Origin of the sequence: Bradyrhizobium sp. CB3481, from assembly GCF_029714305.1 — a bacterium.
Taxonomy (GTDB): Bacteria; Pseudomonadota; Alphaproteobacteria; order Rhizobiales; family Xanthobacteraceae; genus Bradyrhizobium.
Genome location: NZ_CP121647.1, coordinates 4,816,470 through 4,829,110 on the forward strand (window position 1 = coordinate 4,816,470; position 12,641 = coordinate 4,829,110).

12 protein-coding genes are annotated in these 12,641 nt (G+C 61.7%); 8 read left to right on the plus strand and 4 right to left on the minus strand.

The window, feature by feature from the left end:
• Positions 1–24: 24 nt before the first annotated feature.
• The 4 genes from QA643_RS23555 to ugpC form a co-directional block, all read right to left on the minus strand.
• Positions 25–948, minus strand: coding sequence for a carbohydrate ABC transporter permease (locus tag QA643_RS23555; protein ID WP_283028277.1), 924 nt, complete (start codon positions 946–948; stop codon positions 25–27).
• 186 nt (positions 949–1,134) lie between these two features.
• On the minus strand, positions 1,135–2,094 hold the full coding sequence (locus tag QA643_RS23560) for a sugar ABC transporter permease (protein WP_283028278.1): 960 nt from the start codon (positions 2,092–2,094) through the stop codon (positions 1,135–1,137).
• 117 nt (positions 2,095–2,211) lie between these two features.
• Entirely contained in the window at positions 2,212–3,531 is a 1,320-nt protein-coding gene (locus QA643_RS23565) for an ABC transporter substrate-binding protein (protein ID WP_283028279.1), read from the minus strand.
• Between the two features lie 55 nt (positions 3,532–3,586).
• The gene (gene ugpC / locus QA643_RS23570; protein ID WP_283028280.1) at positions 3,587–4,654 is read right to left on the minus strand and encodes a sn-glycerol-3-phosphate ABC transporter ATP-binding protein UgpC; all 1,068 of its coding nucleotides are present in this window, start codon (positions 4,652–4,654) and stop codon (positions 3,587–3,589) included.
• A 193-nt stretch (positions 4,655–4,847) separates the two neighbouring features.
• On the opposite strand from ugpC, the gene QA643_RS23575 reads away from it, so the two are divergent.
• From QA643_RS23575 to QA643_RS23610, 8 genes are all read left to right on the plus strand, one after another.
• Positions 4,848–5,879 carry a LacI family DNA-binding transcriptional regulator gene (locus QA643_RS23575; RefSeq protein ID WP_283028281.1) on the plus strand — a complete coding sequence of 344 codons (1,032 nt, stop codon included), beginning with the start codon at positions 4,848–4,850 and terminating at the stop codon, positions 5,877–5,879.
• Between the two features lie 192 nt (positions 5,880–6,071).
• A complete protein-coding gene (locus QA643_RS23580; RefSeq protein ID WP_283028282.1) occupies positions 6,072–7,892 on the plus strand; it encodes an IlvD/Edd family dehydratase in 1,821 nt (606 codons plus the stop codon).
• A 117-nt stretch (positions 7,893–8,009) separates the two neighbouring features.
• Positions 8,010–8,744 carry an SDR family oxidoreductase gene (locus QA643_RS23585; RefSeq protein WP_283028283.1) on the plus strand — a complete coding sequence of 245 codons (735 nt, stop codon included), beginning with the start codon at positions 8,010–8,012 and terminating at the stop codon, positions 8,742–8,744.
• 75 nt (positions 8,745–8,819) lie between these two features.
• A complete protein-coding gene (locus QA643_RS23590; protein ID WP_283028284.1) occupies positions 8,820–9,566 on the plus strand; it encodes an SDR family NAD(P)-dependent oxidoreductase in 747 nt (248 codons plus the stop codon).
• A gap of 1 nt (position 9,567) precedes the next feature.
• Complete coding sequence (locus tag QA643_RS23595; protein ID WP_283028285.1) at positions 9,568–9,966, plus strand: GFA family protein; 399 nt, start codon at positions 9,568–9,570, stop codon at positions 9,964–9,966.
• A gap of 50 nt (positions 9,967–10,016) precedes the next feature.
• Positions 10,017–10,697 (plus strand): site-2 protease family protein, encoded by a 681-nt coding sequence (locus QA643_RS23600; protein ID WP_283028286.1) that lies wholly within the window; start codon positions 10,017–10,019, stop codon positions 10,695–10,697.
• A 62-nt stretch (positions 10,698–10,759) separates the two neighbouring features.
• Complete coding sequence (locus tag QA643_RS23605; RefSeq protein ID WP_283034902.1) at positions 10,760–11,170, plus strand: hypothetical protein; 411 nt, start codon at positions 10,760–10,762, stop codon at positions 11,168–11,170.
• Positions 11,171–11,334: 164 nt separating this feature from the next.
• The gene (locus QA643_RS23610) at positions 11,335–12,555 is read left to right on the plus strand and encodes an ABC transporter substrate-binding protein (RefSeq protein ID WP_283028287.1); all 1,221 of its coding nucleotides are present in this window, start codon (positions 11,335–11,337) and stop codon (positions 12,553–12,555) included.
• The last annotated feature ends 86 nt before the right edge of the window (positions 12,556–12,641 follow it).

A 12,641-nucleotide genomic window follows, 5' to 3' on the forward strand; every position in this document is an offset into this window, starting at 1 on the left:
TCAGTGATTATTGGTGCGGCCCGCTTACTCTTTCACGGCTCCCGTCATGGCCGACACATAATGTTCGACGAAGAAGGCGTAGAGGATAACCAACGGCAGCGAACCGGCCAGCGCGCCCGCCATCAGCGAGCCCCAGCGATAGACGTCGCCATCGACGAACTCGTTGACGATTGCGACCGGCACGGTCTTGTTCTGCACCGATTGCAGGAAAGTGAGCGCGTAAATGAACTCGTTCCAGCACAGCGTGAAGCAGAAGATGAACGCCGAGATCAGGCCGGGAATGGCGAGCGGTAGCACGATCTTGACCAGGATCTGCCAGCGGCTCGCGCCGTCGATCAGCGCGCATTCCTCCAGTTCGAACGGGATGGTCTTGAAGTAGCCCATCAACAGCCAGGTCGAGAACGGGATCAGGATGGTCGGATAGGTCAGGATCAGCGCCAGCGGCGAGTCGAACAGGCCGTACTGGAACACGACGGTGGCGAGCGGAATGAACAGGATCGACGGCGGCACGAGGTAGGCGAGGAAGATAAGGCCGCCGACGAGGTTAGCGCCCTTGTAGCGCAGCCGCACGATGGCATAGGCCGCCAGCACGCTGGCAATGATCGACAACACGGTGGCGCAAACCGCGACGTACATCGTGTTCCACAGCCACATCGGATAGTGGCTTTCGAACAGCAGCTTGTAAAAATGCTTGAACGTCGGATTCCAGGTCCAGAACGGAGAATAGGTCTCCATGTCCAGCAGCTGCGCGTCCGGCTTCACGGCGGTGAGCGCCATCCAGTAGAACGGGAACAGCAGCACGAACACGATGATCGACAGCGGCAGATACAGCGTCACTATCCGGCGCGGCACCGACTGCAGATAGCTCATGCCCTCGCTGTGGTCCTCCCTTGCGGAAGACGTCAGCACACCCTTGAGGTTGACGTGCGTGGTCGGGAGATCAGTCATCGCACAACCCTCGTGTCCCGCGCGCGGTGCAGCGCGAAGCGGTGCACCGCAGATGCGGGACCCATTTCGACGCTAGCTACCCTGTTATGGGTCCCGGTTCTGCAGCGCATCACCATAGCGCGTCGAAGACGCGCGTGAACGCGCTTATCGTGACGCGCTGGGCCCGGGACACGGAGAGCAATGGAATTAGTCATTGCTCTCTCCCTGCTGCCACTTGCGGCGCTGCAACCCAAACCAGGAAATCATGATGGCACCGAGCAGGAACGGGATCATGGCGCTCGCGATCGCCGCGCCTTCGCCGAGCTGGCCGCCGATGATCGCGCGCTGATAGGACAGCGTCGCCATCAGGTGGGTGGCGTTGACGGGGCCGCCGCGGGTCATCGCCCAGATCAGCTGGAAGTCGGTGAAGGTGAACAGCACCGAGAAGGTCATCACAACAGCGATGATCGGCGTGAGCAAGGGATAGGTGATGTGGCGGAACATCTGCCAGCGCGACGCGCCGTCGAGCGTCGCTGCCTCATACAGCGAGGGCGACACCGTCTGCAGGCCGGCGAGCAGCGTGATCGCCACGAACGGCACGCCGCGCCAAATATTGGCGAAGATCACGCAGATCCGCGCCCAGGTGGTGTCACCAAGGAAATTGATGTTCTGGCTGATGATACCAAGGTGCTTGAGCGACCAGGAGATGATCGAAAACTGCGAGTCGAAGATCCACCAGAACGCCAGTGCAGACAACACGGTCGGCACGATGAACGGGATCAGCACCATTGCGCGCAACATCGCCTTGAACGGCATGTTCTCGTTCAGCAGCAGCGCGAGATAGAGACCGATGCCGAACTTGAAGGCGCTGGCGACGAATGTATAGAGCAGTGTGTTTAACACCGAGAGCCAGAAGACCGCATCGTCCCACAGCCATTCGTAGTTCTCGGCGCCGATATATTGCCCGACCCTGCCGATCTTGGTGTCGGTGAAGGACAGCCAGACGCCCAGGCCCAGCGGATAAGCCAGGAACAGGATCAGGAACGCCATCGCCGGCACCATGAACCAGAAGCCGAGCCAATTGTTGTTGTGCTTGAGCTGGTCCCACGACGTCGCTTCGCGGATCTGGGATTTGGCTTTTGCCGGCGTGAGTACGATGTCAGCCATGGGCCAGTTTCCTTGGGCCGTTTCCTTGGGCCAGCCAATCCTGGCGATACTCTGGGCGGTGTACCCGTTAGCCTAAGTCAAACGGGCGGCGGACGAGCCGCCGCCCCCTTTCACATCTTAGCGATAGATGCGCTTTAGCTGCCGCTCGGCTTCCGCCATGGCGGTCTTGGCATCCTTTGCGCCGGTGGCGTAGTTCGCGAACATGTCGACCACGATGAAGTCGGCGATCGCGGTCGCCGCCTTCTCGCCGACCTTGCCGATGCCAGAGGCCGGCAGCGCGCGCTTGGAGGCCTCGCGGAACACGGTGTTCTTCGGGTCCGCCGTCCACACCGGCGAGTTGTCATAGGAATTCAGCGTGTGGGTCAGATAGCCCCGCGAACCGGTCAGCCACTTGTCGTAGTTTTCCTTCTCCAGCATGAAGGCGACGAAGGCTTTCGCGGCGTTCGGATACTTGGTGAAGTTGAACGCCAGGATTGGAACCGTGAGCTGCAGCTCCGTCGGCTTGCCGATCGGACCCACAGGCCACAGCGCGTGATAGGTATCCTCGGTCAGCTCCTTCTTGGTTGGGTCGTCCTTGGCCGCCACGTAGATCGAAATACCGTTGGAGGTGCAGTACAATTCGCCGGCGAGGAATGCCTTATTGTTGGAGGAGTCGTTCCACGACGCCGTGCCCGGAATGAAGGTTTCGGAAAGCGCCTTGCAGTATTCCAGTGCCTTCGCCGTCTCCGGCGAGTTGATGATGACCTTGTCGTCCTTGTCGACGGTCCAGGCGTTGTGGCCCCACAGCAGCCAATGCAGCCAGCCATTGGCGTCGCCGGAGGCGTGGCCGAGCGCGAAGCCGGCGGGCGTGTTGTTCTTCTTCAGCGCCTTGCACAGCTCAAGGAAACCCGGAAAATCCTTCGGGAACTCCTTGAAGCCCGCCTTCTCGACCGCCGACTTGCGGTAGGTCATGTAGCCGCCGATGGTGGCCACCGGGATTCCAAGCCAGTCGTTGCCCTGCTTGCAGGTCAGGGCCGCCGCGTCAGTCCATCCGCCGTACTTCTTGCCGAGGTAATCGGCGACGTCGTTCATCTTCAAGACTTTGGTCGGGAACAGTTGCGGCAGCGTGTGCAGGCCCCAGACCAGGTCGAGGCCAGAACCCGTATTGGCTGACACCGACGCCTTCGGCTGCACGTCCTCGAAGGCCTCGCTGAACACGTTCATCTGCGTGCCGGTCGCGGATTGGAACGCGGCGACCATGGCGTTGAAGGCATCATCCTCTGCTGGCACGAAGCGCTTCCAGCGCATCACCGTCAGCTTGGCGCCGGATTCTGCTTTCCAGGGCGCGGTCTGCGCCCAGGCCCTGGCGAAATCGAACAGTGCCGGCCCGGTCAGCGCGCCGGCGGCAGCAAGCGCCGTGCCGCCCTTAAGCAGAGAGCGGCGGGTAAAATCTTCCATAGTCCATCCTCCCTTTGAATATTTTTTAGTTATTGCTCAGCCACTTCAGTTATTTTCAGCCATTCAGTCGCTTCCCTGTCGCCTCGTCGAACAAGTGCACGAGCGACGGATCCGGCTTGAGCCGCACCTTGTCGCCCGGACTGAATTGGTGGCGCTCGCGGAACACGGCGACGACCTGCTCGCCGCCCAGCTTGGCGAACACCTGGGTTTCCGAGCCGGTCGGCTCGACAACGATAATCTCGGCTTCCGCGCCGTCATCGGCAATGGTGAAGTGTTCCGGCCGCACGCCATAGACCACCGGCTTGCCGTCCGAGTTGCTCGGCGCCGTCTTCAGCGGCAACGCGACGCCGTTCGGCCCCTCGAACGTGGCCGCGCCGTTCACCTTCAGCTTGCCGTTGAGGAAATTCATCGCCGGCGAGCCAATGAAGCCGGCAACGAATTGATTGTCCGGCTTGTCGTAGAGTTCGAGCGGCGTGCCCATCTGCTCGACGATGCCGTCATGCATCACCACGATCTTGTCGGCCATCGTCATGGCCTCGATCTGGTCATGGGTGACGTAGACGGTGGTGGTCTTCAGCCGCTGATGCAGCTCCTTGATCTCGGTGCGCATGGCGACGCGCAGCTTGGCGTCGAGGTTCGACAGCGGCTCGTCGAACAGGAACACCTGCGGATCGCGCACGATGGCGCGGCCCATGGCGACGCGCTGGCGCTGGCCGCCGGAGAGTTGGCGCGGATAACGCTCAAGTAGCGGCGTCAACGCCAGAATTTCGGCGGCGCGCTTGACGCGGCTGCCGATTTCTTCCTGCTTGGCGCCGCGCAGCTTGAGCGAGAAGCCCATATTGTCGGCGACCGTCATGTGCGGATAGAGCGCGTAGTTCTGAAACACCATCGCAATGTCGCGCTCTTTCGGCTGGACATTGTTGACCACGCGATCGCCGATCGAGATCGTGCCCGAGGTGATGTTTTCAAGACCCGCCAGCATGCGCAGCAGAGTCGACTTGCCGCAGCCGGAGGGGCCAACCAGCACGACGAATTCGCCGTCCTCGATCGGAATCGACACGCCGTGCAAAACTTCAAAATTACCGAACGACTTGCGCACGTCGCGAATCTGTACCGACGACATCGAATCCACTCCCCTCATTTTCTGTTATTGGCACCGCAAGCGGGCAGCGGCACCTTGCTGTCTTTTCGACTTTAACGCCCGGAAGCCGAATTCAACGGGCACTATCATCCGCAGTTTGGCGGTTTTTAGCAATCCGATGGTAGCGCTGTCAATAATTGTTCAAACGTCTAATCTGGTATGATATGAGCGCAAGATGGGACGAAAACAGACAAAGTCTGGCAAAATCCGCCTCACCGAAGTCGCCAAGCTCGCTGGCGTCAGTCCCATTACGGCATCGCGCTTTTTCAGGAACCCCGAAGCGCTGTCGCTGGCCAAGCGGGAACGCGTCGACAGCGCGGTGAAGGAACTGGGCTACGTGCCCAACCTCGCTGCGCGCGCCCTCGCCTCCCACCGCACCGAAGTCATCGGCGTCGTGATACCTTCGCTCACCAACAACGTATTCGCCGACGTGTTGCGCGGCATCTATGATTCTTCCGAAGGTAGCCGCTACACCATCCAGCTTGCCAATACGCGCTACAGCATCCTGCAGGAGGAAAAGCTGTTGCGCCTGTTCCGGGCTCAGAAGCCTGCAGGCTTGATCGTCACCGGGATCAATCAGACCGCGGAATCACGCAAGGTCCTGGAGTCCATGAATTGCCCGGTCACGCAGATCATGGAGATCGGCGACAGTCCCGTCGACATGATGGTCGGCTTCTCGCACTATGATGCGGCATTTTCGGCAATTTCGCACATCCTCGAACAGGGGCGCCGACGGATCGGTTTTCTCGGCGCGCGCATGGACCCACGCGTGCAGCGGCGGCTCGACGGGTATCGTGATGCCATGAAGGGGGCATCGCTGTTCGACCCCAGCCTCGTCGTCACCACGTCGGTGCCGACCACTGTCACGCTCGGCGGGACGCTGTTCACCGATCTGCTCGCACAGGCGCCCGATATCGATGCCGTCTTCTGCGTCAACGACGACCTGGCGCTCGGGTCATTGTTCGAATGTCAGCGCCGGCAGATCGTGGTACCGCACGATGTTGCCATCGTCGGGTTCAACGATCTGGAATTTGCCGCCGCCGCCGTCCCGTCGCTCAGCAGCGTACGGACCAACCGTTACGAAATGGGACGGCACGCTGTCACCATGGTGATCGACGCGATCGAGGGCCGTCGTCCGCAGGAGCCGGTGATCGACCTTGGCTTTCAATTGATGGTCCGCGAAAGCTCGACGCCCACGAATATCTGACGCGCCGGTCCTTAAGCCCGGGCAGTGGTGCGGCAAAAAATGGTAGCGCTATCTTTTGTGCCAGATTAAGATCGCATCCACAAAATTCGAATTGGCGCGGCGGCCGCGTTGCAGCGGAAGAAATTTTCAGCATGGTGCAAAGACTGCCCCATGTTCTAAGCCGCTACCGATTTGCAGTGCGGGAGGAATCCAATGAAAAAAAGCGACAGCAAGGCCCCGACCAACGGCAAGGGCCGCAGGCTCCGTTCCCTCGAATGGTTCGACAACCCGCATAACCCGGGCATGACGGCGCTCTACCTTGAGCGCTACCTGAACTACGGCCTGACGCGTGAAGAATTGCAATCTGGCAAGCCGATCATCGGCATCGCCCAGACCGGCAACGACCTTTCGCCATGCAACCGCCACCACCTCGAACTGGCGCACCGGGTGCGCGAAGGCATCCGCGCGGCCGGCGGTATCGCGATGGAGTTTCCGACCCACCCGATCCAGGAGACCGGAAAGCGGCCGACGGCGGCGCTCGACCGCAACCTCGCCTATCTCGGCCTGGTCGAAGTCCTGTTCGGCTACCCACTCGATGGTGTGGTGCTGACCACCGGCTGCGACAAGACCACGCCGGCCTGTCTGATGGCGGCGGCGACCGTCAACCTGCCCGCCATCGTGCTATCGGGCGGCCCGATGCTCAACGGCTGGTTCAATGGCGAGCGCACCGGGTCCGGCACCATCGTCTGGAAACAGCGCGAGCGGCTTGCCGCTGGCGAGATCGACTACAACGAATTCATCGAGATCGTGGCCTCCTCCGCGCCGTCGGTCGGCCATTGCAACACCATGGGCACCGCCTCGACTATGAACTCGCTCGCCGAGGCGCTCGGCATGTCGCTGCCGGGCTGCGCGGCGATCCCCGCGCCCTACCGCGAGCGCGGCCAGATCGCCTATGAGACGGGAAAGCGGATCGTCGAGATGGTGTGGGAGGATCTCAAGCCCTCTGACATCCTGACCCGCAAGGCGTTCGAGAACTGCATCGCGGTGAATTCGGCGATCGGCGGCTCCACCAATGCGCCGATCCATATCAACGCGCTGGCGCGGCATATCGGCGTCGAGCTCTCGATCGACGACTGGCAGAAGCACGGCCACGACATTCCGCTGCTGGTGAACATGCAGCCCGCCGGCTTCTACCTCGGCGAGGAATTTCATCGCGCCGGCGGCGTGCCGGCGGTGGTGCGCGAACTGATGACGCAGAAGCGCATCCACGAAGACGCCATCACAGTCAATGGCCGCAGCATCGGCGAGAACTGCAGCACAGCGCCCAAGCCCGATGGCGACGTGATCTGGAGCTACGATAAGCCGCTGGTGAAGGACGCCGGCTTCCTGGTGCTGCGCGGCAATCTCTTTGATTCCGCGATCATGAAAACTAGCGTGATCTCCAAGGAGTTCCGCGAGCGCTATCTGAACAACCCCAAGGACCCCAACGCGTTCGAGGGACGGGCGATCGTGTTCGAGGGGCCTGAGGACTATCACGAACGGATCGACGATGCCGCGCTCAACATCGACGAACACTGCGTGCTGTTCATCCGCGGCACCGGGCCGATTGGCTATCCCGGCGGCGCCGAGGTCGTGAACATGCAGCCGCCGGCCGCGCTCATCAAACGCGGCATCCTCTCACTGCCCTGCATCGGCGACGGCCGGCAGTCGGGCACCTCGGGTTCGCCGTCGATCCTCAACGCCTCGCCGGAGGCCGCCGCCGATGGCGGGCTCGCGATCCTGCAGACCGGCGACAAGGTTCGCATCGACCTCAACACCGGCGACGCCAACATCCTGATATCAAGCGATGAATTGAAGAAGCGCCGCACTGAGCTGAAAGCCAAGGGCGGCTTCCCCTACCCGGCCAACCAGACGCCGTGGCAGGAGGTCTATCGCTCGACCGTCGGCCAGCAGGCCACCGGCGCCTGCATGGAGCTTGCCACGCGCTATCAGAATATCGCCGGCACGGTCGGCGTGGCGCGGGATAATCATTGAACCCGAGCCGTCATTGCGACGAAGCAATCCATTCTTTCCGTTCTGCGGTGAAATGGATTGCTTCGCTTCGCTCGCAATGACGACAACAAGCATTCGATCCAGATTCTAGGAGAAACCATGTCAGACCGCCTGAAGGGCAAGCGCGCCTTTGTCACCGCCGCCGCCGTTGGAATCGGCCGCGCCTGTGCGGTTGCTTTTGCGCGCGAAGGCGCGACGGTGTTCGCCACCGATATCGACGAAGCCAAGCTTGCCCCGCTGAAGAGCGAAGGGATTGCGGAAGTCGCGAAGCTCGACGTGCGCGACACGACGGCGGTCGCCGCGATGGCCAAGCGCGCCGGCAAGACCGACATCCTGCTCAATGCCGCCGGCTTCGTGCATCACGGCACGATACTCGACTGTTCCGATGACGATTTTGATTTCTCGTTCGACCTCAACGTCAAGTCGATGCACCGCACCATCCGCGCGTTCCTGCCTGATATGCTGAGCAACGGCCGAGGCACGATCGTGAACATCTCTTCCGCCGCCGGCGTGTTCAAGGCGGCGCCGAACCGTTACGTCTACGCCGCGACCAAGGCTGCGGTCGCGGCGCTGACGCGCTCGGTTGCCACCGACTTCATTGGCAAGGGCATCCGCTGCAACTGCATCTGCCCCGGCACCGTCGAGACGCCCTCGATGCTGGAGCGCGCTGCGGCCGCCGGCCCGAACGGACGCGAGATGTTCATCGCACGGCAGCCAATGGGACGGCTCGGCACCGCGGAGGAAATCGCCGCGCTCGCGGTCTATCTCGCCAGCGACGAAAGCGCCTTCACCACCGGCGTCGCACACCTCATCGACGGCGGCTGGACGTTGTGACCTTAACCTCTCCCCGCGAAGAGCGGGGCGAGGGAGCAGACCATTCGCGAAGCAGGGTTCGAGAGGAAAAACTCCATGAACAAGATCGATCTCAACGGCCGCTGCGCCGTCGTCACCGGCGGGGCGCAGGGGTTTGGCCGCGCCATCGCCGAGCGATTCATCGCATCCGGCGCGAAGGTCGCGATCTGGGATTTTGACCTGCCGCTGGCTGAAAAGACCGCCAGGGAAATCGGCCCTGCCGTCTCGGCCTTCAAGGTCGACGTCTCGGATCTCGCCGCCGTCGAGAAGACCCGCGACGAGACGCTGAAGGCGTTCGGCAAGATCGATATCCTCGTCAACAATGCCGGCATCGCCGGTGTCAATGCCACGGTTTGGGAAACCGATCTCGACGAATGGCGCAAGGTGCTACGTATCAATCTCGACGGTCCCTTCATCTGCTGCAAGGCAGTCGTGCCCGCGATGATCCGGCAGAAATACGGCCGCATCGTCAACATTGCCTCGATCGCCGGCAAGGAAGGCAACCCGAACGCCGCGCATTATTCCGCCTCAAAGGCCGGCCTGATCGCGCTGACCAAATCGCTCGGCAAGGAGCTTGCGCAGCACGACATCCTCGTCAACGCGGTGACGCCAGCAGCGGCGAAAACCGCGATCTTCGATCAGCTGACGCAGCAGCACATCGATTTCATGCTGTCGAAGATTCCAAAGAACCGCTTTGTCCTGGTCGAGGAGCTCGCAGCGATGGTGGCGTGGCTGGCGTCGGAGGATTGCGCCTTCTCGACTGGCGCAGTGTTCGACATTTCCGGCGGCCGGGCGACGTACTGAAATGGGCACGATCCGGGAAGGCGGTTGTTTCTGCGGCGCAGTCCGCTTCAAGGCCGAAGGCGAGCCGCTGAATATCCGGATCTGCCATTGCCGCAACTGCCAGAAGGCGATGGGCTCGCCGTTCTTTGCCCGTGCGCTGTTCGACCAGCGCGCGCTGACGGTCGAGGGAGAGACCGGGCGCTATCCCTCCTCCGAGGCAGTCGACCGGGTGTTCTGCAAGGTCTGCGGCACAAGGCTGTTTTCCCGGCGCACCAACGGCACCGCGATCGGCGTCGCGCTGGCGACGTTCGACGACCGCAACGCCTTTGCCCCGACCGAACACATCTGGGTCTCGGAAAAGATCGCCTGGGTGCGGCTCGATGATGATTTACCGCAATATCAGGAGACGGTTCCCCAGTAAGGCAGGCGTGCTAGGTTGGCGGCCTCGAAGCGCAAACCGGGGCATGCCGTTTGAACATCTCGCTGTACGACATCTCCGTCTGGATCCTCCCCCTTCTCATCGCCATCACCTTCCACGAGGCCGCCCACGGCTTTGTGGCATACAAGCTCGGCGACAATACCGCCTGGCAGCTCGGCCGGGTTAGCTTCAACCCGATCAAGCATATCGATCCGTTCGGGACGGTGATTCTGCCGGGCGTTCTGCTGTTGTCGCATTCCCCGTTCCTGTTCGGCTATGCCAAGCCGGTCCCGGTGAATTTCCGGAACCTTAACCATCCCAGGCTCGACATGGTCTGGGTGGCGCTCGCCGGCCCTGCCACCAACATCATCCTGGCTGTTATCGCGGCGTTTGCCTTCCACGCCCTGCCCTTGGTGCCGGCCGAGGCCGCCAGATGGACCGCGGACAACCTGAAAAATGCTTTCCTGATCAATATTGTGCTGGCGATCTTCAACATGATGCCGATCCCGCCGCTGGATGGTGGCCGGGTGGCCGTCGGGCTGCTGCCGCGGGTGCTCGCTTACCCGCTATCACGGCTGGAACCCTATGGAATGCTGATCCTGCTCGGACTTCTCATCCTGCTTCCGGTGATCGGCGCGCAGCTCGGCCTAAATCTTGATGTTATTTCGGCGATACTGCGGACACTGACCGGCTATGTGATCTCCGCCCTTCTCTTCATCACCGGCAACGCCTAAATTTCAGATAGAAACGACGCAGGGAAGAACCCGCCCGGACCATGCCAACAAAAGCTGCCGATATGTTGATTGCACGACGCGCCGATACACGTGCGAGGGCAGATTTTGCGACCTGGAAAATGATGGCCAAGCTGAACGGGTTTTCCGCCCTGCCTCCGGAGGCGCAGAGCTTTCTCGAAAGCTACCGGCAGATGCTGGCCAGCCAGACCGAGGCGGACGCTTCCGAAGCCACCATCCAGCTCATGTACAAGCGCTACTATGCGGAGATGGGCGGCAGCGGAACGCCGCCGCAGATCCCTTCCCGCGCCAGCGAGCCGCCCAAGGACAAGGGCAACGTCACTGCATTCCGCCGCCCACCGGCACGGCCGAAGCAAACCGCGCCGAATGCGACGGCAAAGCCGCGCCTGCCGGTGGCGCTGATCTTTATTTGTCTGGCCGTCGTCTACGTCAGCATTCGCATGCTCTGGCGCTGACGCGCACATTCCCTCACATCGTCTGATGTCCCCGCGCGATTGGCCGCGCCGCGGAATATTCGCAGCATGACGTTTGGCCGCAACGGCTAGGCGGCTGTCGCAAGGCCCGCCATAATGGCTCTGCTATTTCAACAAACGTCCAAAAAACGATTTCTGGAGGAGTGATGAAGCGATCCATTGCAGCATTGGTCATGAGCACGAGCCTGGTATTTGCCAGCGGCGCATTTGCGCAAACGCTCGACAAGGTCGTGAAGATCGGAAGCCTCGGGGACCAGTCCGGTCTCTACGCTGATATCGGCGGCCCCGGCTCGACCATCGCCGCGCAGATGGCGATCGAGGATTCCGGATTACTCGCCAAGGGCTGGAAGATCGATCTGATCTCGGCCGACCACCAGAACAAGCCCGACGTCGGCACCAATATCGGCAAGCAGTGGATCGATGTCGAGAAGGTCGACGTGTTCGTTGATCTTGCGAGCTCCGGCGTCGGCCTTGCCATCGCCAACCTCGCCAAGGAAAAGAACGTCGTTAATTTGAATTCCGGCTCGGCCTCATCCGACCTCACCGGTGCGCAGTGTTCGCCGAACACCATCCACTGGGTCTATGACACCTGGATGCTCGCCAACGGCACCGGCAAGGCGCTGGTGAAATCCGGCGGCGACAGCTGGTTCTTCCTCACCGCCGATTACGCCTTCGGCCATGCGCTGGAGCGCGACACCGCCGCTGTCGTCATCGCGAATGGCGGCAAGGTGCTCGGCGGCGTCAAGCATCCGCTCAACAATGCCGACTTCTCCTCGTTCCTGCTGCAGGCGCAAAGCTCGAAGGCCAAGATCATCGGGCTCGCCAATGCCGGCGGCGACACGACGAACTCGATCAAGCAGGCGGCGGAGTTCGGCATCGTCTCCGGCGGCCAGAAGCTCGCGGGCATGCTGATGTTCATCACCGACGTTCACGCCCTCGGCCTCAAGGTCGCCCAGGGCCTCAACTTCACCGAGACCTTCTACTGGGACATGAACGACCAGACCCGCGCCTTCTCAAAGCGCTTCGTCGAGAAGCACAAGAAGGGACCGCCGACCATGGTGCAGGCCGGCGTCTATTCCTCGCTGATCCATTACTTCAAGGCGCTGGAAGCGCTCGGCGGCAATCCGCATGACGGCCGCGCCGTGGTCGCCAAGATGAAGGAGATGCCGACCGACGATCCCTTGTTCGGCAAGGGCTCGGTCCGCGCCGATGGCCGCAAGATCCATCCGGCCTATCTGTTCGAGGTGAAGAAGCCGCAGGATTCGAAGTATCCGTGGGACTACTACAACCTCGTCGCCACGATCCCGGCCGCGGAAGCCTTCATCCCGCTCGAGAAGAGCGTATGCCCGATGCTGAAGAAGACCTGAGCATCCCGACCTCGGACGACCCCACGCAACCCTCTCCCGTTCGGGAGAGGGTTTTGCATTTGGGGCGTGGCGGAAGCCGCGCAGAT

What these genes read in the sequence shown, in the direction of transcription:
- QA643_RS23560 (WP_283028278.1), bottom strand. Translation starts at nt 2,094, where the DNA reads ATGGCTGACATCGTACTCACGCCGGCAAAAGCCAAATCCCAGATCCGC.
- QA643_RS23575 (WP_283028281.1), top strand. Translation starts at nt 4,848, where the DNA reads ATGGGACGAAAACAGACAAAGTCTGGCAAAATCCGCCTCACCGAAGTC.
- QA643_RS23585 (WP_283028283.1), top strand. Translation starts at nt 8,010, where the DNA reads ATGTCAGACCGCCTGAAGGGCAAGCGCGCCTTTGTCACCGCCGCCGCC.
- ugpC (WP_283028280.1), bottom strand. Translation starts at nt 4,654, where the DNA reads ATGTCGTCGGTACAGATTCGCGACGTGCGCAAGTCGTTCGGTAATTTT.
- QA643_RS23610 (WP_283028287.1), top strand. Translation starts at nt 11,335, where the DNA reads ATGAAGCGATCCATTGCAGCATTGGTCATGAGCACGAGCCTGGTATTT.
- QA643_RS23605 (WP_283034902.1), top strand. Translation starts at nt 10,760, where the DNA reads ATGTTGATTGCACGACGCGCCGATACACGTGCGAGGGCAGATTTTGCG.
- QA643_RS23565 (WP_283028279.1), bottom strand. Translation starts at nt 3,531, where the DNA reads ATGGAAGATTTTACCCGCCGCTCTCTGCTTAAGGGCGGCACGGCGCTT.
- QA643_RS23555 (WP_283028277.1), bottom strand. Translation starts at nt 948, where the DNA reads ATGACTGATCTCCCGACCACGCACGTCAACCTCAAGGGTGTGCTGACG.
- QA643_RS23580 (WP_283028282.1), top strand. Translation starts at nt 6,072, where the DNA reads ATGAAAAAAAGCGACAGCAAGGCCCCGACCAACGGCAAGGGCCGCAGG.
- QA643_RS23595 (WP_283028285.1), top strand. Translation starts at nt 9,568, where the DNA reads ATGGGCACGATCCGGGAAGGCGGTTGTTTCTGCGGCGCAGTCCGCTTC.
- QA643_RS23590 (WP_283028284.1), top strand. Translation starts at nt 8,820, where the DNA reads ATGAACAAGATCGATCTCAACGGCCGCTGCGCCGTCGTCACCGGCGGG.